The sequence below is a fragment of the Hymenobacter terrigena genome (assembly GCF_054776515.1).
Map to the genome: position 1 here is coordinate 843506 of NZ_BAAHBU010000001.1, position 19478 is coordinate 862983.

Sequence of the window (19478 nt, forward strand, 5' to 3'; positions counted from 1 at the left end):
AAGCCCAAATTATGTACATCCGCGGCGCGGTGGCTACCTTTGTGGATAGCCCTGTTTTGGGTTATGCAGCCAATAGCAATTCCCAAAGCAGTTGTTTCTCCGCCTTTTCTCACCCTATTTCCGTTTTTTCAGTGGATATTTTTGACCGGGTTTCGGCCAACCGCGGGCCTCTGGGTTCGCATTCGAATTATGCGCACGGCTACTTTACCTTCCCCAAGCTGGAAGGCGAAATCAAGCCCCGCATGACTTTCCGGGGCAAAGAAGTGCTCACCTGGAGCCTGAACAACTACCTCGGCCTGGCCAACCACCCCGAAGTGCGCAAGGCTGACGCCGACGCGGCCGCCCAGTACGGCATGGCCCTGCCCATGGGCGCGCGCATGATGAGCGGCAACTCGACCCTGCACGAGCAGCTGGAAGACGAGCTGGCCGAGATGGTGATGAAGCCCACGGCTACGTTGCTCAATTTCGGCTATCAGGGCGTGGTGTCCATCATTGATGCGCTGGTGAGCCGGCACGACGCCATTGTGTACGACGCCGAGTCGCACGCCTGCATCATCGACGGGGTGCGCCTGCACGCCGGCAAGCGCTTTGTGTACACCCACAACAACATGGCCAGCCTCGAAAAGCAGCTGGAGCGCGCCAAGCGCCTGACCGACGAAACCGGCGGCGGCATCCTTGTTATTACCGAGGGCGTGTTCGGCATGTCGGGCAACCAGGGCGACCTGCGCGGCGTGGTGGCGCTGAAAGAGAAATTCAACTTCCGCCTGTTCGTTGACGATGCTCATGGCTTTGGCACGATGGGCGCCACCGGGGCCGGAACGGGCGAAGAACAGGGCGTGCAGGACGGCATCGACCTTTATTTTTCGACCTTTGCTAAGAGCATGGCCAGCATCGGCGCGTTCGTGGCCGGGCCCGAAAGCGTAATTGACTATTTGCGTTACAACATGCGCAGCCAGATTTTCGCCAAATCGCTGCCCATGCCCCTCGTAGTGGGCGCGCTAAAGCGGTTGGAGTTGCTGCGCACCCAGCCGCAGCTCAAGGAAAACCTCTGGACGATTGTGCGGGCCATGCAGAGCGGCCTGCGCGAAAAAGGCTTCAACCTGGGCACCACCACCTCGCCGGTGACGCCCGTGTTGCTGGAGGGCGAAATCCCCGATGCAACCCAAATAACGCTGGATTTGCGTGAAAATCACGGTATTTTCTGCTCTATTGTGGTGTATCCGGTGGTGCCGAAGGGCGTGATTATGCTGCGCATCATCCCCACTGCTGCCCATACCCTGGCCGATGTAGAGGAAACGATTGTGGCGTTTGAAGCCGTGGCCGATAAGCTCAAAAAGGGCCTCTACAGCCGTACGACTGCGATTCCGGAGGCGGTTTAAAACTGCCTTGCCAAGTGCCGACGCGGGCCGCCTTCTCAGGCGGCCCGCGTTTTTGTTTTTGGATTATTCTAATGGGTTGGCCGTTTACGTACTTTGCGCAAACGGCCTTTTTTGGGGCGAAATCGGCCTCTGAAAGCCGGAGAGGGGTTTTTAAAAAAAAGTGAAAAACTTGCTTGCATTTGAAATCCCTGTATATTAGGGCCGGCTTAACACCACCACAAACTCATTTTTCACCCCCAATCCCAACTTCCAATGAACAATTTTGGTAAACTGAAGGACCTCGTGATGTCGCTCGAAGATGACTTCTCGAAATTCTACGACAAGCAGAACGCCGCTGCCGGCACCCGCGTGCGCAAAGGCATGCAGGAGTTGAAGACGATGGCCCAGGCGTTCCGCACCGAAGTGCAGAACACCAAAAACGCTGGTGCTGCCGCTGCTCCTGCTGCTGCTAAGAAAGCTGCTCCGGCTGCTAAGAAAGCCGCTCCTGCTAAGGCTGCTCCGGCTAAGAAAGCTCCCGCTAAGAAGTAATTCTAGACCACGGATTCGCGCGGATTCTTCGGATTTCGCGGCTTCTGTGGACGCAAAAAAGGCCCCGCCAATTGGCGGGGCCTTTTTTATTTTGGGTAGCCGTGCGGGCCTTATGCCGCGGCTGTGCTCGGCACGAGGTTGTGGTTACACAAGCTCTACCAGGAAGTAGTTTTTCTTGCCCTTCTGCACCACCAGGTACTTGCCGGCCAGATGTTGCAGCGCAGCCACTGGCGCATCAGGCGACGTCACTTTTTCGCGGTTGATGCTCACGCCACCGGCCTGAATCATCTTGCGGGCTTCGCCTTTGGATGGGAAGATTTGGTGCAGCGTGAAATCACTGAGGAAAGTGGTGGCATTGAGTTCGGTCATTTCCTCGCGGAGCACGCGCAGGTGCGGCACCCCGGCGAATACGTCGAGCAGCGTGGCTTCATCCAGCGAAGCGAGGTCGCCACCGCCGAAAAGGACTTGCGAGGCAGCAATGGCGGCTTCGGTGGCTTCGGCGGAATGCACGCGGGTGGTGACGTCGGCCGCAAGGGCTTTCTGGAGAATGCGCAGGTGCGGGACAGCGGCGTGCTCGGCTTCGATGGCCAAAATCTCCGGCTCGCTCAGCAGCGTGAACACGCGGATGAGGCGCGGGGCGTCGGCATCGGCCGAGTTCAGAAAGAACTGGTAGAACTGGTAGGGCGAGGTCAGGGCGGGGTCGAGCCAGACGGTGCCGGTTTCGGACTTGCCGTACTTGGTGCCGTCGGCCTTGGTGATGAGCTGGCCGGTGAGGGCGTAGGCTTTGGCTTCGCGGTCTTCGGCGTTGGCGAGGCGGCGGATAAGCTCGGTGCCGGTCGTGATGTTGCCCCACTGGTCGCTGGCGCCCATTTGCAGGGTGCAGCCCAGCGTTTTGTTGAGGTGCACGAAGTCGTAGCCCTGCAGCAGCTGGTAGCTGAATTCGGTGTAGCTGATGCCGCTGCTGTCGTTGCCTTCCTCGCCGCCGATGCGGCGCTTCACCGAGTCCTTGGCCATCATGTAGTTTACAGTGAGGTGCTTGCCCACCTCGCGCAGGAAACCCAGGAAGCCGATTTCCTTGAACCAGTCGTAGTTGTTCACCACCAGCGCACCGGTAGGGCCTTCGGAGAAGTCGAGGAATTTTTCCAGCTGGGCCTGAATACCGGCTTGGTTGTGGCGCAGGGTGGCTTCGTCGAGCAGGTTGCGCTCGGCCGATTTGCCGCTGGGGTCGCCAATCATGCCCGTAGCGCCGCCCACGAGGGCCACGGGGCGGTGCCCGGCGCGCTGCAAGTGCACCAGCAGCATAATGGTGGCCAGGTTGCCGATGTGCAGCGAGGCCGCCGTGGGGTCGAAGCCGATGTAGCCGGTAATGGGCGCGTTGGTGGCGAGGTGTTCGGCGGTGCCGGGCATGGAATCGTGGTACATGCCGCGCCACGTCAGTTCTTCAATCAGGGACATAAGTACTTGGGTACTGGGGCGTGGACTTCGGGGGCAATTAAGTCCCAGGTCCGCCGCCGATAATAAAGAGGCGCAAAGGTAGGGGCAGGCACAGGCCAGCCCTAATTTTGCAGCGGGGACGCTGTGCCCCGCCGTTTCAACATACCCTAGCCCTCCCGCTGTGCCCATTCTCGAAGCCGACGCGATACTTAAGCAGCTCCAGCAGCGGCAGTTTCAGCCCGTGTATTTTTTGCAGGGCGAGGAGCCGTACTACATCGACGTGGTGGCGGATTTGATTGAGAAAACTGCCCTGGCCGAGCACGAGCGCAGCTTCAACCAGGTGGTGGTGTACGGCAAGGACGTGGACGTGACGGCCATTCTGGGCCAGGCCAAACGGTTTCCGATGATGGCGGAGCGTTCGGTGGTCATCGTGAAAGAGGCCCAGACCGTGGCCGATTTGGAGCAGGAGCGGAGCTGGCCTTTCCTTGAGGCCTACCTGAAAAATCCGCTGCCCAGCACCGTGCTGGTATTTTGCTACAAGCACAAGACGCTGGACAGTCGCAAAAAGCTGGGCAAGCTGCTCGGTGGAAAAGACTCGCCGGCTGTGCTGATGACCAGCAAAAAACTCTACGACAACCAGGTGCCGCAGTGGCTCACGGCCAACGTGCGCAGCCGCGGCCAGCAAATCACCGGACAGGCCACCGCCATGCTGGCCGAATACATCGGGGCCGACCTGGGCCGGCTGGCCAATGAAGTCGACAAGCTGGTGCTGAACCTGAAGCCCGGCCAGCCCATTGATGAGGAACTGGTGCAGCGGCTGGTAGGCATCAGCAAGGACTACAACATTTTCGAACTGCAAAAGGCGCTGGTGCAGCGCGACGTGCTCAAGGCCAACCGCATTCTGGCCTATTTCGCTGCCAACCCCAAAGCCAACCCGCTCATCCCCAACCTGACGCTGCTGTTCAATTTCTTCACCAAGCTGCTGGTGCTGCACCAGGCCGGCTCGAACCCGCCCGATGGGGTGTTCAAGAGCCTGGGCATTATGAACAGCTTCGCCCAAAAGGAGTACCAGCAGGCCATGCGCGTATACCCACCCGAGCGGGTCGTGGGCCTCATCCACAACATCCGCCGGGCCGATGCCCAGAGCAAGGGCATCGAAAGCGGCTCGATGGACGACGCCGAGATTCTGCGGGAGTTGGTGTGGCTGATTCTGCACAACGTGCCGGCCGGGGTGCTGGGGTAATGTTTTGGCAGATAAAGCACTCATTACGGATTGCTATCAGCTGCGATGCCGACGATGCAGGCGACTACTCGGTAGTCGGCGGCAGGTACTTCTCGGACGCCGGCCAGTAGATTAATAAGCTGGGCTTCGCTCACGTTGGCAAAAGCAGTCGGTACCTGTTTCAAAGAATCCAAGGTAATGAGTGGGCGCTTCTGTCTCGGGAGACGTGGCTGATTGCGAAGTTCCTGCAGGGCGGGCCGCAGCAAGCTTAGGCAACGATGCGCCAAGTCATCGTAGTCAGGCAAGGTTTCGGTGGATGGGTCGTTGCTGATTTCGTGAAACAAGCTGATGACTTGTTTCAGTAAAATAGCACGTTCCGAACCAGGCACGACTCGTTGTTGCTCCCGCCGGAACAAGTGTTCCGCTACTTTGAGGGCCCGGCCCTTACGGGGTGGCAACAGCGCCCGCTCTGCTTGTCGAAATAGTTGAACCTGCTGCTCCAAGTGCTGGCGTGCACCGGCGGCAAAGATGCTTACGGTGGGTGGGTTGGGGTGAAGCTGCTGGCGTAAGTACGGGCAAATGATGCGCAGGTCGGTAGTAAAATTGGGGACAACGTTGGGGCGCCAAAGTACCCATCGGGGAGGGCGTCCTGCTTCGCCGGGGAGCGCGAAAAAGCTCCACGGGGTGGCCGTCTCAACCAAGTTGATACGGCACATGGCGCCGGCTGTTAGGTCTTCGACCTGCGTATAGATTTCGGGCGATATCAACGCTGTCGGGCCCTCTACAAGCTCGCGCACCAACTGGAAGCTGTCGGTAAGTCCGGCCCATTGGGTAGCTTCTCGCTGCACGGCAGCATCGGGTTGCAGCGCTTCAAAAAGGGCTTGGTCGTTCAACACTTCATCATGAGATGATTCGGGCGCTTCAGTTCCCGCGTCGGGCAGTTCTAGGTTGCCGCCAATTACTTCGTGTGCCACCGCAATGACCTCGCGCAGTCGTTGGTCGGCGTTGAGCTGAAGAATTTCTGGGTCGCGGGGCCAGTAGGCTGCGATGGTCGCGTGCGGGCTGTCGAGGCGCTCTACTCTGCCCTGGCGTTGTTCCGCCAAGCGCAGCACACCGGGCATATCCAACAGAACGATGGCGGAGGCCTGCTGCAGATTAATGGATTCCGCCAGCGCATCGGAGCATAGCGCTACAATGCCTCGTTTTTTAGAGCCAAATGCAAAGTCATTGCGCAAGCGCGCCTGCGTTTGTTCCGTGTTTCCACTCACTACGTAGGAAGTCGGCGGCACCCGCGAGTCAGTGAGCAATAAATGATGTAGATAGTCAAGCGTTATAAGCCGCTGGTCGAAGGCCAATACCAACGGGTAGGTTGCCAGCAAGCTGCCTAATTGCCGGGCTTTGGACAACTCGCGGCTAGGGCTGAGTTGATAAGCTAATGCGCCGATGGCTTCGTAAATATCAATCTCTTCCTGGCAAGCTTGCTTGTATGAATCCAGATTCCACAGCCAGTTATAATCCGGAAACCAATCGGACTTAAAGCGCGGGCTGATGCGCGGCAATAGTTCCGACGGTTTGCCGTTAAGCAACGCCTGCAACCGGCCAAGCTCATTGCCGGTTTCTTTTTTGCTGACCGCAAACCCGCTCCCATATTCAGCGGCTTTGATGGTGCCGTACAGCAACTCCAGCAACGCCGGAATGGACGAACGCAGGCGATGCCGAACGTGGTACTCGTGGAGCCGGGCGGCCAGTCGAACCTGCTGGTTGAAATAGCTCCGTAACTCTTCTTCTGTACTAAGCCCATAAGCTGGCGGCTTGATGCGGCGCAAATGCATAAGGCCCCGCAGCTGACTGGCTAGCTCCGTAATCTGGCCAAGAATGGCCAGGTCGGCCGCGCTGCTCGTCACCTCGTACCAATGCCCCTCAACCCGTGGAAAACGACAGAACTGGCCCAAGCGGTTGCGATAGGCCGTGGGCTCGCGGCTGATGGCTGCGTTGAGCTGCCGCTTCGTTCGGCGCACCAAAAACTGTTGCACGTACTCGCGCAACTGCATGAGCAAGGGCCGGTTTTGCGGGGTAATCAAACGACCGAAGCGCGTTTGCCACAAGCGTTTGAAGGCTGCCAGTTGCTCGTCGGGCAAATTGTCTACGTCTAACAATTCCAGCAGCCGTAATAAATCTTGGGCGCGCTGATTAATGGGCGTTGCGGTCGCCAAGATGGCATACTGGCCTGCATGGCTGCCCAATGCTTCACTCCGGTTCGAGTTGGCTCTAATAAAGCGGTGCGCTTCGTCTACGATGAGCACGTCTGCCAAGCCTAAATCGCCGCGCGCTTTGTGGTAAGAGGCTTGCTTGGGATTACTCAGCTTCCCAATGGAAACCGGATAGGCACTTAGCAAGCCAACGTCACGCAGTTCATTTTGCCAGTCCTCGCACACGGCCGGTGGGCAGACAACCACCATGTTGCCGCGCGTGTCGTGCCCCCGGGCCAACAATTGCTGCATCAGCGCCAAGCGCAGCGTGCTGATAAGCCGGGTCTTGCCCGAACCCGTTGGGTCGGCAATCAGCACGTTGCCCTGGGCGTGCAAAACGAGCAGCGCCTGTGCCAACCCTTCCCGTTGCGAAGGCCAGAGCGGGACGGTCTGTGCATCCTGAAGCAACTGCTCAATTTTGGTCAGCCATTTGCCGTGACGCAATTCGGCCACGGCGCGCGCCAGTGCCTCTTGCCAGGAAGTGGGCTGTAGTAGCTTCTCTAATAACTCCAGAAACGGCTTCGTGTAGCTGGTGCTGCTATTCCAGAAGTTTTCAGCCGTTCGTTTGCAATCGTCATACTGTTCCCGCTCGTGGATGTGGGTGCTATCCCGGGCCACGCGCAAATTGGCTTCTGGCTGCTTGCGCGTACCATTGTCGCTGAAGTTGCTTGACCCCAAGGTAGCATGGTGAGCGCCAACGTAGGTTTTCGCGTGCAAATGGTCGGCTGCACGTACCTGCAGTTGCCCTTGGCGCAGCAGGTCAGCGGTGCGCAGCAAAGCGCCAAGCTGCGTAATAGAAAACCGCCGTTCTAACCAGTAGTTTCTGATTTCATAAGACACCGGTACTTTTGGCCAGTTTTTACGGGTGCGTTCTTCGGGCGAAAAGCCTAGCGTAAGGCGAATAAGGTAGCCTTCTGGCAAATCCACGAGGCCAAACAATTCAACCAAAAAGCTGAGCGAAGTAAAACCCGTCACCGCCAGAAAGTCGGGCGACGCCCGCATATCGGCAATAAGCTGGGTGTAAACCTCACGTCGCTCCGGTGGATAGTTGACCGGAAGCCGAGCTTGGTCGGGCCACAAAGGCCTTGTCGGCTCGTGGCTCTCACCCGTTTCAGTGAATAGCGGAGAAGGTAACTGTATTTTAGGAAGCTTTGGTCGACGCGGATGGAAAGGCATGGAATAACAGCGCAGATAATAATCGAGAATGAAGCTCAATATACTTGATTTTGCTAATAAAAAATATTGTTATACTATCTGGTGCGCTGCTCAAGCTCTATTAGTAAAATAAGTTTTTGCCCGACAACAATTGTGATGCTATTAGGTAAAGAGTAGTTGTTAGGTAAAGAGTAGTTGTAAATGCAACTTAAGTGTTTCGCAAGCCAAGCTTACGGCAACAGCAAAGTTGTTACCGTCGTAAAAGGCATACATTCATCTCAACCCTGATTTCACTCATGAATAATACCCTTGGTGGCCTGATTGCCGGTCTGTTCGGCGGCCGCAAAAACGAAGACGGTACCCGCGCCGCTGGTTCGACCGGCGGCAGCCTAGTTAAAGGCGCCCTGCTGGCGGCCGGCGCCGCCTACCTCTACAAGCGCTACAAAGCCGGCAACCTGAATTTGCCTGGCATTACACCCAAACAATAGCCGGAATGGCACCGGAACGATAGGAAGCCCCGTTAGCAACTGCTGATGGGGCTTTTCTCTGCTCGCTTTGGTGAGAATCACTCCTCATTTATCCATTGTCAGCGGAAATGCGAATCAAGCCGGTGTGGTGCAGTTGGCAATGAAACCCGCATTTCCGCGTTGGCTGGGCAACCTACGGGCATTTATCGCTACTTTTGGCGAGTTCCCGGGCCCGGTGCGGCCCCTCCACGACAGGTATTTACATGAAGCTATTTCCCCGGCTGGCGCTGGCCGCCACTCTGAGTGCCGCGGCACCCATGGCAGCCCAGGCCCAGCAAACCCAGGTTTTTGCCTCCGATGAGCGGCACTTTCAGGAAGGGTTGGAGTTGTTTGACCGCGGCCAATACGGCGCGGCGCAGGAGGCCTTTCGCCAGTACCTGGCCATCGAGCCGGTTCATAGCAGCCAAGCCAGCCCCACCGCTGCCGCCGACCGCACCGCCGATGCCGAGTACTACTACGCTGTGAGCGGCCTCTACCTCTCGCATCCCGATGCCGAGGGCCTCATTCTGGATTTTGCGGCCAAGCACCCGGCCCACCCGCAGGCCGCCGCCGCGTATTTCGAGCTGGGCAAGTTCTACTTCGACCAGAAGGATTACGAAGCCGCCATCCGCTACTTCACCAAAGTAGCGCCCGACAACCTGAGCAACGACCAGCGTGCCGAGTCCGATTTTAAGCTCGGCTACAGCTATTTCGAGCAGAAGGACTACGAGAAAGCCCGCTTGCTGTTCGACCGCAACAAGCAGGTGCAGAGCCAGTACAAGTATGCCAGCTCGTACTACGCCGGCTACCTCGGCTACCGGGCCGGTGACTACGCCGCTGCCCGGGCCGACCTCGGCGTGGCTGAGCAGAACGACGCCTACAAGCCCGTCGTGCCCGCCATCGTGACCCAGATTTACTACAAGGAAGGCAACTACGACGGCCTGATTGGCTACGCCACCAAGGCGCTGCAAAACACGCCGCCGCCCCAGAATTCCGACGAAATCCAGCTGCTGGTGGGCGATGCCTACTACCAGAAGCAGCAGTACAAAGAGGCCGCCGAGTACTTCGATAAGTACGCCGCCGTGCACCAGAACCGCATTGAGCCGGCGCTGCAGTACAAGATTGGTTTCGCCAATTACAAAATGGGCGACTTCAAGGGGGCCATCGCCAACCTGAAGAACGTGGCCGTGCGCCGCGATTCGCTGGGCCAGAACGCGGCCTATCATCTCGGATTGAGCTACATTCAGGCCAATCAGAAGCCCCAGGCCGTCACGGCCTTCGAGGCCGCCCGCCAAAGCACCTTCGACAAAGCCATTGCTGAAAACGCCACCCTCAAGCTGGGCCAGGTGCAGTACGAGCTGGGCAACCTACCCGAGGTTATCAACGTGCTGCGCGATTTCCGCAAGAAATTCCCTCGCTCGAAAAACCAGCCGATTGTTGACGACCTGCTGGGCAACAGCTTCCTGGCGTCTACCGACTACAACCAGGCCATTACCTACCTCGAAAGCATCGACGACCGCAGCGAAAAGCTGGATGCTACGTACCAGCGCGTTGCGTATTCGCAGGCGGCATTGCTGTACAACAACGGCAACTACGCCCAGGCGCTGCCGCTGCTGGATAAGTCCCTGAAATTCCCATCCGATGACGGCCTGCGGGCAGCGGCGCAGGTGCTGCGGGGCGAGATTTTCAGCGTGGGCCAGCAGTACCCGGATGCCATTACGGCGTATGCGGCGGCAGCCCGCTCGGCCCGGCAGGGCGGTGTGAGTCCCGAAGAGGCTGATTTTGAGCAGAAAGCCCGCTATGGCCTGGGCTACGCTTATTACAATACCAAGCAATACGACAAGGCCCGGCCGCAATTTGCCGCTTTCCTGAACGACACCGATGCCAAGCCCTCGGACCCCAACTACTACGACGCCACATTGCGGCTGGCCGACACCTATTACGTAGCAAAAAGCTACCAGCAGGCCCTCGACCAGTACGACAAAGTCATCAAGGCCAACGCGGCCGACAAGGACTACGCCTACTACCAGAAGGGCCGCACGCTGGGCCTGATGGGCCGTCGCGAGGAAGCCACCAGCACGCTGGCCGCGCTGCTCAAAGCCAGCCCCAACTCGCGCTACGCCGAAGACGCCGTTTTTCAGCAGGCGCAGTTGTCGTTTGAGGCCGGCGAGTACCAGCCGGCCGTCACAGGCTTCACGCGCCTGATTGAAGACCGTCCCAACAGCCCGCTTATTCCGCAGGCCCTGCAAAAGCGCGGCGTAGCCTATGCCAACCTCGAGCAGCAGGACAAGGCCGTGGCCGACTTCCAGCAGGTGCTCACCAGCTATCCGCGCAGCGAAGCCGCCTCGCAAGCGCTCTACAGCCTGCAGGAAAGCCTGGCAGCGCTGGGCCGCACCGAAGAATTCGATGCGGCGCTAGCTTCTTTCAAAGCCCAGAACCCCGACAGCAAGGCCACGGAGAGCGTAGAATTTGAAGCGGCCAAGTCGTTGTATCTGGCTGAAAAATACAAGTCTGCTATTCTGCGTCTGGAGTCTTACTTGAAGCAATACCCGGAATCTGCTTTGGGTGCCGATGCCCGTTTCTTCCTCGCCGATTCGTACCTGAAAACCGGTGACAAGCAGCAGGGCCTGACCCGCCTGCGCGCCGTCGTGACTGAGGGCAAAAGCGAATTCGTGAACCGCGCCGTGGGTCGCCTCGCCGACCTCGAATTCGAGAACAAGAACTACACCGAAGCCGCCAAGCTCTACGAGCGCCTGCGCGGGGCCAGCACCAACCGCCGCGAAATAGCCAACGCCACCCTCGGCCAGATGCGCAGCCTGTACGAGAGCGGTGACTACCCCGGCACCCGCCGCGTGGCCGAAGAGCTGCGTGCCCAGGCCGGCGCCACCGCCAACGCCACCAACGCCGCCCTGCTTTACTTAGGCAAGGCCAGCCTGCGCGCCGAGAATTATGACCAAGCTGCTACTGAGCTGGCCACGGCCATCACGGCCGCGCCCAACGACATCAACGGCGCCGAAGCACAGTATTATCTGGCCGAAACCTTGTTTAAGCAAAAGAAGAACGAGGAAGCCAAAGCCGCGGCGTTGAAAGTAAACTCCGATTTCAGCAGCTACTCGCTGTGGTTGGGCCGGGCCTTCCTGTTGATTGCCGACATCTACGCTTCGGAAGGCGACAACTTCCAGGCGCGCGGCACGCTGAATTCGCTTATCGACAACAACTTCCCAGTGCCCGAAATCCTGGAAACGGCCAAGCAGCGCCTCAAAACGCTGGGAGCCGACCAGCCCGAGGAAACCGCGCCGCCCACCAAGGCACCGGTGAAAACGCCTGCCAAAACCCCGGCCAAAACGCCAGCCCCGACTAAAACCCCGGCTGCTCCCACGGGAACTCCTGCCAAGCCCACCACTGCGCCCACCAAAGGCAAGGCCCCGGCTCCCCGCACCAACTTGCGCGGTACCACCACGGCCCCGGCCGACACCACTCAGCGCTAGGAACGGCGCATTATTTCCAAGAAAACCAGTTGCTGATGAAGCGTTTGACGATAAATACAAGCCGTTCTGCAAACCACTCCGGTGCAAAGCTGACCACCGGCCTGGCCCTGGCGGCGGTGCTGGTGGGTGGCGTAGCGCCCGCCGCCACTGCGCAGGCCCAGCCCACCAAGGGCAAGTACAAGGGTAGCATCGAAGAAGCCGAGATTGAGATTGTGAAAGAGCGGGTGAACCAGCTGCCCGAAGCCACCCGCAACTTCGATAAAATCAAGCTGCCCGCTCCGCCCAAGGTCGAGCGCAAGGTGGCCTACACCTTCCCCGATTTTCGGCTGCCCGCCGACCGTCTCACGCCCTCGGTGAAGGTGCTCACCATCCGGGCCGAGGAGCCCACGCCGCTCACCGGCAACTTTGTGAAGGCCGCCATCGGCAACTACGGCACGTTTTACGGGCGCGGCTATTTCCACAGCACCCGCAACACCGACCACGCCTACGGGCTGGACATCAAACATGTAAGCTCCATCCAAGGGCCGGTGGACGGCAAGAACTCCCGGATGTCGGAAACCAGCGCCCACCTCATGGGCGAACTGTACCGGGGCACCGGGGCCTTCGGCGCCACGCTGGATTTCGGCCGGGAGCGCTACAACTTCTATGGTTATGAGAAAGCCGCTAACGGCAGTCCGGTAGCAGCGCCCGAGTCCGGCGATATCAAGCAGACCTTCAACCGCTTCGCCGTAAAGGCCTACGCCCACAACCGCGACCCCGAGCAGCAGCTGACCTACGACGCCGGCATCGGCTACCGCTACTGGGCCGATAATTTCGCCGCCTCCGAAAACGACGTGCGCCTGAATGCCAAAGTCGGCTACGCCTTGGGCGAGTCCAGCCGTATCACCGTGGCCGCCGATGCGTCGTTTATTTCGGACAAGGACCAGGCAGCGCCTTCCCTAAAAACGCCCAGCCCACTGCAAACCAGCCGCACGCGCACCTTTGTGCAGGCCACGCCGGCATATGAGTTTCTGCGCAACAATATTGCCTTCTCGGTAGGGGCTACGCTGGGTTATTCGTCCGATACCACTACTAACGTGAGCAAGGGCGTGGTGTACCCGGCCGTGCGCCTGGGCTACACCATTGAGCCCGAGAAATTCATGGTGTATGCCGGCCTCGGCGGGGCCTTGCAACGCGTGACCCGCTACGACCTGAGCACCGAAAACCCCTGGCTGAACCGTGGCCTGAACGTGGCCGATACCCACCGCGGCCCCACGGTGTACGCTGGGTTTACGTCCACGCCTGCCCGGGGGCTGGAGTTCAACGTGAAGGCCACCTACGCCCGCGACCGCAACCTGTACTTCTACCTCAACAACCCCGTCGACCCCACCAAGTTCGACCTTGTGTACGACCAGAACGCCACCGGCGTGCTGAACATCCACGGCGAGCTGCTGTACAATGCGGCCGAAAAATTCCGCCTCGGTACCCGGGTCGACTACAATAAGTACGCCCTCAAAAACCTGCCGCTGCCGTTTCACCGCCCCGAATTTCAAGGCTCGGTGTTCGGTACCTACAACGTTTTCGACAAGCTGATGGTGGGCGTGGAAGGCTACTTCTTCGCGGCCAGCTACGGCATCAGCTACCGGCCGGCCACTGCGGCCGGAGCCGCGCGGGTAGCCGATTTTTACCGCGCCACCGACCCAATTATCGACCTGAATCTGCGCGCCGATTACCGCATTACGCCAAAAATATCCATCTTTGCAATGGGTAATAACCTCGCCAATCGGCAGTACCAGCGTTTCTACGGGTATCCCGTGAAAGGTATTAACGTATTGGGCGGGGCTACTTACACATTTTGATAGGGAACTTGGGGTCGTAGGGTCTTGGGAACTTGGGTGTTAGGGATTGATGCCAGCCATTTCAGCGTTGGAGCTTTTAACCTTGAATATTCCAATTTGCTAATGCTTTATAAGGCCGGGTGCCCACGTCTCAGAATTCCCAAGTATTACATATGCACCTCGCCGACCACATTCGCCCCTTGCTCCGTGACCACGATTGCGTGATTATTCCGGACTTCGGGGGATTGGTGGCCGATGTGTCGCCGGCCCGTGCGCAGCCCGGCCGCCAGGCGTTGAGCCCGCCTACTAAATTGGTGGCCTTCAACCAGGCCCTGACGCGCAACGATGGCCTGCTCGTTGATGCCCTGAGCCAGCACCTGGGCCTGTCCATCGCACAGGCCCGCGAAGCCGTGCGCTCCGCCGTAGCAGGTCTCCAGCAGGAACTCGACGAAACCAACCGGACCGAACTGCCCGGCATCGGCATCTTCCGCCGTGCCGCCGGCCGGGGTCTCGCTTTTGAATACACCGGCACCGATAATTTACTGGCCGCCGCCTTTGGTCTGCCGGAGCTGGCTGCCCGCCCCGTGCGCGTGGCCGATGCCCGCGTCAAAAGCACGCAGCCCATCCTGCGCAGCGGCGGCGCTCGTCGTTCCACGCTGGCGCGCCTGCTGCCGGCGAGCATCATCGCCGTGGCCGCCGGCCTGCTGCTGCTGGCCAACTACCAGGTCGCGCTGAAAGCCCGATACCTGCCCGTGAGCTGGCAGGCCGCCATGCCGCAATGGGAGTGGACCCAGCGCCAGCCCAGCATCGCCGCCCCCATCATTACGGAGCCCCAACAGGCCACGCTGAGCCAGCAGGATTACAGCACCCATGCCAATAGCAGCGCCAGCCCTGCGGAAGGCATGACGCCGGTGGAAAATACCACTGCGCAGTCCGTGCCGGAAATGGTGGGCGACAGTAGTGCCCCGGCCAGCCTGCCACTCAAAAAGGAAACCCCGAAAGCCATAGCTACCGCTGCGCCCGCAGTAACCGAAGCTGCACCGGCCGCACCCAAAGCAACTGCCAGCAGTGCTGCTACAGGTACGGTTGCCGAACCTGTAGCGCCGACTAGTACGGCTCGGGCTAAAGCCCCGGCCGTTACGGCCAGCACCGTCACAATTAAAAGCCGCACCGGGCGTTTCTACGTCATTGCCGGGGCCTACCGCAGCCTGGCCGGTGCCGAGCAGGGCCGCAGGCTGCTGGCCAAAAGCGGGCACGCGTCGCACATCATTCTGCCGCCCTTCGGCAGCCGGCTGTTCCGCCTCACCGCCGCCGACTATCCCGACCTGGCCTCGGCCCAGCGGGAAGCCCAGCGCCTGCGCATCAGCACGCACTGTGACTACAATACCTTGAAATTTTAACCGTCCGCATGTCCGTATTCCTCCTGCAAGTGGTTCCTGCCGCTGCCGATACTGTTAATACCGCCGCCGCCGCTGCTGCTCCAATTGCCAATACCAGTGTCCCCGTCATCGACCTGCTGCTGCGCGGCGGGTTTATCATGATTCCGCTGGTAGCCCTTTCACTTCTCTCGGTCTACATCATCATCGAGCGCTACTTCACCATCCGCCGGGCCGCCGGCAACCCTGATGCTTTCATGGCTGGCATTCGCTCGCTCATGGTGAAGGGCGACCTGGCCGGGGCCAAGCTCTACTGCGCCCAGAATGCCTCGCCGCTGGCCCGTATGGTAGAAAAAGGCCTGCGCCGCATCGGCCTGCCGCTGAAAGAAATCGAAACCAGCGTGGAGAACGTGGGCAAGATTGAAATCGCCCGCCTCGAAAAAAATATCAGCATCCTGGGCATCATCGCCGGCATCGCGCCCATGATTGGCTTTGTGGGTACCATCATCGGGGTTATCAAGATTTTCTATTCCATCGCCGCCACCAAGGAGTTCGGCATTCCGCAGGTGGCCGATGGTCTGTACGTCAAGCTGGTGACCTCCGCCACGGGCCTCATTGTCGGCATCATTGCCCACGTTGGCTACCACTGGCTGAGCATCCTGGTTGAGCGCATGGTATTCCGCATGGAAAACTCGGCCATTGAGTTCATGGATATTCTGCAGGACAACTAATTGAGTTAAGCGTGAGGAGTTAAGAGTTAAGGATGCGCTCGGCAAACCTTAACTCTTAACTCCTCACGCTTAACTCATAACTCAAACAGTTATGAATCTTTCCCGCCGTCATCGCCTCACGTCGCACGTCGAAACCGGGGCCATGAACGACATCATGTTCTTCCTGATGTTGTTCTTTCTGATTGCTTCGACGCTGGTTAACCCCAACGTAATTAAGCTGTTACTGCCAAATGCTAAATCCAGCAAGCAGGTAATGAAGCAGCCCATTACCATTTCGGTAGATGCGGCCGGGCAATACTTCGTGAACAAAAAGCCCGTGGCACCCGCCAACGTGGAGCCGGAATTGGTTGCCTTGGTGGGCAACGCCCCAACCACCGAGCAGCCCACCGTAGTGCTGCGCGTCGATGCCTCATTGAACGTTCAGAAGCTGGTTGACATTTTAGAGATTGGCAACCGGCTTAAGCTGAAGATGGTGATGGCCACCCAGGCCCAGCAGGCAGCCGGCAAATAAGCCGAATTCAGCTGGTTAAGCGTACACTGCATCATGGCTATTGACTATCAAGAACCGCACCGCCGCGAAGGCCTGATTGGCACCCTGGTAGTTCACGGGGTGCTGTTGCTGCTGTTCATTTTCACCGTTTTTAAAGGTCCGAACCCGCCGCTGGCCCCACTGGGCGGCGGTGATGGCGTGGAGCTGAACTATGGCCTCGACGAAGCCGGCTCGGGCAACGTGCAGAGCATGGCCACGGCCAACAACTCGCCCAACCGCGAAGACAGCCGCCCGCCCCAGGCCAGCCCCGACCCGCAGCCGCGCCCCGTGGCCGTGGCCACGCCCGACCCTACGCCACCCTCGCAGGAGAAAATAATCACTAGCGAAGCCGAGGAAAGCCCCATATCGGAAGCGCCGGTTGAAACGCCTGCGCCACCGAAGGAGGAAGTGAAAGCTGCCCCCAAAGTACCCCGCAAAGTGGCGGTAACTTTTGCTCCCAAAGGCAGCGCTACCGGCGGTGGCAACGGCGTGAATGGCACCAGTAATGCGCCCACGGGCAATAATAACGGCGACCACCCGGGCACCGTGGGCGACCAGGGCGACCCGAACGGCACGCTCGACGCTACGGCGCTATACGGTGCACCCGGCCGCGGTGGCAGCGGCAGCAGCCCCGGCAGCGGAGGTTTGGAAATGAGCGGCTGGCGCTTCGAGAGCAAGCCAGTGGTTGAGTCGGTGGACGACAACTCCGGTGTGATTCGCTTTAAAATCAAGATTACGGCCGACGGCGAGGTAGAATCGGTAACCAAGGTTTCGGGGAACGTATCGCCGGCGCAGGAAAAGCTGTGCCGTGACAAACTGCTTGATACCAACTTCATCAAAACCAACTCGGCTCCGGGCGGCGCAACAGGTTTTTACACTTTCAAGTTCTCGGTCAAATAGTCTTTCTGAGCGACAACGCAAGCCCCGCCGTCTGCTCGCAGGCGGCGGGGCTTTTTCGTGGGCATAAGCTCGGAATACACTTAATTTGCGCTTTCCCCTGTTTTCGCAGACTCGTGACTTATCAAGAAACCCTTACTTACCTCTACGAGCAGCTTCCCATGTTTCAGCGGGTGGGCGCGGCGGGCTTCAAAAAAGGCTTGGGTAATACCCTGGCTCTGGCCGAGGCGCTGGGCCACCCGGAGCGCAAATTTCGGAGTGTGCATGTGGCCGGTACCAATGGCAAGGGCAGCAGCTCGCACCTGCTGGCGGCGGTGCTACAGGCAGCTGGCTACAAGGTGGGCCTGTACACCTCACCGCATTTGCGCGAGTTCACGGAGCGCATTCGGGTGAACGGGCAGGAGCTGGCTCCGGCTTATCTGGTGGAATGGGTGGCGCGCTGGCGGCCCCTGTTTGAAGAAATCAAGCCGTCGTTTTTTGAGATGTGCGTGGCGTTGGCATTCGATTACTTCGCGCAACAACGGGTGGATATTGCCATTGTGGAAGTAGGGCTTGGTGGCCGGTTCGATTCGACAAACATCATCACGCCGCTGGTGTCGCTTATTACCAACATTAGTTTCGACCATCAGGCGCTTTTAGGCAATACCTTGCCCGAAATAGCGGGCGAGAAAGCCGGCATTATAAAGTCCGGCGTGCCCGTGGTTGTAAGCCAGACGCAGCCGGAAGTAGCCGACGTGTTCCGGCGGGAGGCGGCGGACAAACTCGCTCATTTGGTTTTTGCGGACCACATCTACCAGGCAACGTTTGCCGCAGAGCCTTCGCCTGAAACAGGCCTGCGCCCGATTGCCGTAAACCAGCACGGCCGGCCTTATTTGCCCAATGCCGAGTTGGGGCTGCCCGGCGACTACCAGCAGTTCAACCTGCCCGGTGTGCTGGCTACGCTGGATGAACTGCGGGCCCTGGGTTTCCGCATCACGGAAGCAGCTGTGCGGACCGGCCTGCGCCAGGTGACAGCCCTAACGGGCCTTCGCGGGCGCTGGAGCATCATCGGCCGCCAGCCGCTGGTGATATGCGATACGGGCCATAATGCGGCCGGCCTGAAAGCAGTAATGGCTCAATTACATCGGGTTTCGCATGAGCGTTTACATTTGGTAATCGGGACTGTGAATGATAAAGATGTAGCCTCAATGCTGGCTTTACTGCCAAAGGAAGGCACTTATTATTTCTGTGCGGCTAACATTCCCCGGGCCTTGCCCGCGGGCGAGCTGGCCGCGCAAGGGGAGGCGCTGGGCTTGCATGGCCAAACCTACGCTTCGGTGGCGGCAGCAGTAGCGGCGGCCCGCAACGCCGCTGGTCCAGCCGACGTGGTTTTCATTGGCGGCAGCACCTTTGTGGTGGCTGAAGTGGAGGAGCTATATACCCCGACCTAGCCTACTCGCTTTACCTTTGTATAACAACAGACACCTACTGATTTGCCCCGAGTTAAGCTTCAGCGTTTTACCGACAACGCCTCCCGTCCCGACATTATTGAGCCGGGCAAACCCGAATACGAGCAGTTGGGCGGCCGCTGGCGCACCGATTTCTTCCGCGAACCTCATCCGCTGACGCTGGAAGTTGGCTGTGGCAAAGGCGAATACACCGTGGGCCTGGCCCAGCGCCATCCCGGCCGCAATTTTCTGGGGCTCGATATCAAGGGCGAGCGCATCTGGCGGGGCAGTACCCGCGCCACCGAAATGGGACTGACGAATGTGGGCTTTGTGCGGATGCGGGCCGAAGCCCTGGCCGCGCAGTTCGGCCCTGGCGAGCTGGATGAAATCTGGATAACCTTTCCCGACCCGCGGCCCCGCGACCGCGACATTAAGCGCCGGCTGACGTCGCCGCGCTTCCTGGCGCTCTATGAACAATTGTTAACGCCCGGTGGCCTGCTGCACCTGAAGACTGATAATGAGGGCCTTTTCGAGTACACGCTGGAAACGCTGGCAGGCCGCCCTGGTACTTCCGTTGAGCGGTTTACGCGGGATTTGTACGCGGAAACGGCACCAGAATTCACCGAAGCCCAAGCCATTCAGACCAATTTTGAAGGGAAATACCGCGCCATTGGTGTGCCCATCAAATACGTGCAGTTTCGGCTGACGTAAACCAAGCGAGGGTCGAACTAAGCCAAGCG

The 19478-nt window shown here is 59.3% G+C and carries 13 protein-coding genes and 1 pseudogene; 12 read left to right on the forward strand and 2 right to left on the reverse strand.

Annotated features, from left to right (window positions below; translation table 11 throughout):
* The first annotated feature begins 131 nt into the window (after nt 1-131).
* Both ACYU7Q_RS03350 and ACYU7Q_RS03355 read left to right on the forward strand, forming a co-directional pair.
* The gene (locus ACYU7Q_RS03350; RefSeq protein WP_460608011.1) at nt 132-1379 is read left to right on the forward strand and encodes an aminotransferase class I/II-fold pyridoxal phosphate-dependent enzyme; all 1248 of its coding nucleotides are present in this window, start codon (nt 132-134) and stop codon (nt 1377-1379) included.
* A gap of 252 nt (nt 1380-1631) precedes the next feature.
* Nucleotides 1632-1802: pseudogene (locus ACYU7Q_RS03355) on the forward strand (histone H1); the annotation flags it as partial.
* A 249-nt stretch (nt 1803-2051) separates the two neighbouring features.
* On the opposite strand, the gene tyrS reads toward ACYU7Q_RS03355, so the two are convergent.
* The gene (gene tyrS, locus ACYU7Q_RS03360) at nt 2052-3362 is read right to left on the reverse strand and encodes a tyrosine--tRNA ligase (RefSeq protein ID WP_460608012.1); all 1311 of its coding nucleotides are present in this window, start codon (nt 3360-3362) and stop codon (nt 2052-2054) included.
* Nucleotides 3363-3522: 160 nt separating this feature from the next.
* Here tyrS and holA point away from each other — a divergent pair, with 160 nt between their 5' ends.
* Entirely contained in the window at nt 3523-4584 is a 1062-nt protein-coding gene (holA, locus tag ACYU7Q_RS03365; protein WP_460608013.1) for a DNA polymerase III subunit delta, read from the forward strand.
* Nucleotides 4585-4607: 23 nt separating this feature from the next.
* Here the strand turns inward: holA and ACYU7Q_RS03370 are convergent, their stop codons facing one another.
* Nucleotides 4608-8027: an SNF2-related protein gene (locus tag ACYU7Q_RS03370; protein WP_460608014.1), complete on the reverse strand. Its 3420-nt coding sequence runs from the start codon at nt 8025-8027 to the stop codon at nt 4608-4610.
* A gap of 236 nt (nt 8028-8263) precedes the next feature.
* Between ACYU7Q_RS03370 and ACYU7Q_RS03375 the strand changes: the two genes are divergently transcribed.
* The 9 genes from ACYU7Q_RS03375 to trmB all read left to right on the forward strand — a co-directional run bounded on the left by ACYU7Q_RS03375 (nt 8264) and on the right by trmB (nt 19449).
* Nucleotides 8264-8455, forward strand: a complete 192-nt coding sequence (locus tag ACYU7Q_RS03375) for a hypothetical protein (protein WP_460608016.1) — start codon at nt 8264-8266, stop codon at nt 8453-8455.
* 242 nt (nt 8456-8697) lie between these two features.
* Entirely contained in the window at nt 8698-11961 is a 3264-nt protein-coding gene (locus tag ACYU7Q_RS03380) for a tetratricopeptide repeat protein (protein WP_460608017.1), read from the forward strand.
* A gap of 44 nt (nt 11962-12005) precedes the next feature.
* Nucleotides 12006-13799 carry a TonB-dependent receptor gene (locus ACYU7Q_RS03385; RefSeq protein ID WP_460608018.1) on the forward strand — a complete coding sequence of 598 codons (1794 nt, stop codon included), beginning with the start codon at nt 12006-12008 and terminating at the stop codon, nt 13797-13799.
* 152 nt (nt 13800-13951) lie between these two features.
* Entirely contained in the window at nt 13952-15178 is a 1227-nt protein-coding gene (locus ACYU7Q_RS03390; RefSeq protein WP_460608020.1) for an HU domain-containing protein, read from the forward strand.
* Nucleotides 15179-15186: 8 nt separating this feature from the next.
* Nucleotides 15187-15885: a MotA/TolQ/ExbB proton channel family protein gene (locus ACYU7Q_RS03395; RefSeq protein ID WP_460608021.1), complete on the forward strand. Its 699-nt coding sequence runs from the start codon at nt 15187-15189 to the stop codon at nt 15883-15885.
* A 91-nt stretch (nt 15886-15976) separates the two neighbouring features.
* Complete coding sequence (locus ACYU7Q_RS03400) at nt 15977-16396, forward strand: ExbD/TolR family protein (RefSeq protein WP_198068443.1); 420 nt, start codon at nt 15977-15979, stop codon at nt 16394-16396.
* Nucleotides 16397-16429: 33 nt separating this feature from the next.
* The gene (locus ACYU7Q_RS03405; protein WP_460608022.1) at nt 16430-17314 is read left to right on the forward strand and encodes a hypothetical protein; all 885 of its coding nucleotides are present in this window, start codon (nt 16430-16432) and stop codon (nt 17312-17314) included.
* Nucleotides 17315-17427: 113 nt separating this feature from the next.
* Complete coding sequence (locus ACYU7Q_RS03410) at nt 17428-18741, forward strand: bifunctional folylpolyglutamate synthase/dihydrofolate synthase (protein ID WP_460608023.1); 1314 nt, start codon at nt 17428-17430, stop codon at nt 18739-18741.
* Between the two features lie 42 nt (nt 18742-18783).
* Nucleotides 18784-19449, forward strand: a complete 666-nt coding sequence (gene trmB, locus ACYU7Q_RS03415) for a tRNA (guanine(46)-N(7))-methyltransferase TrmB (RefSeq protein ID WP_460608024.1) — start codon at nt 18784-18786, stop codon at nt 19447-19449.
* Nucleotides 19450-19478 lie beyond the last annotated feature (29 nt).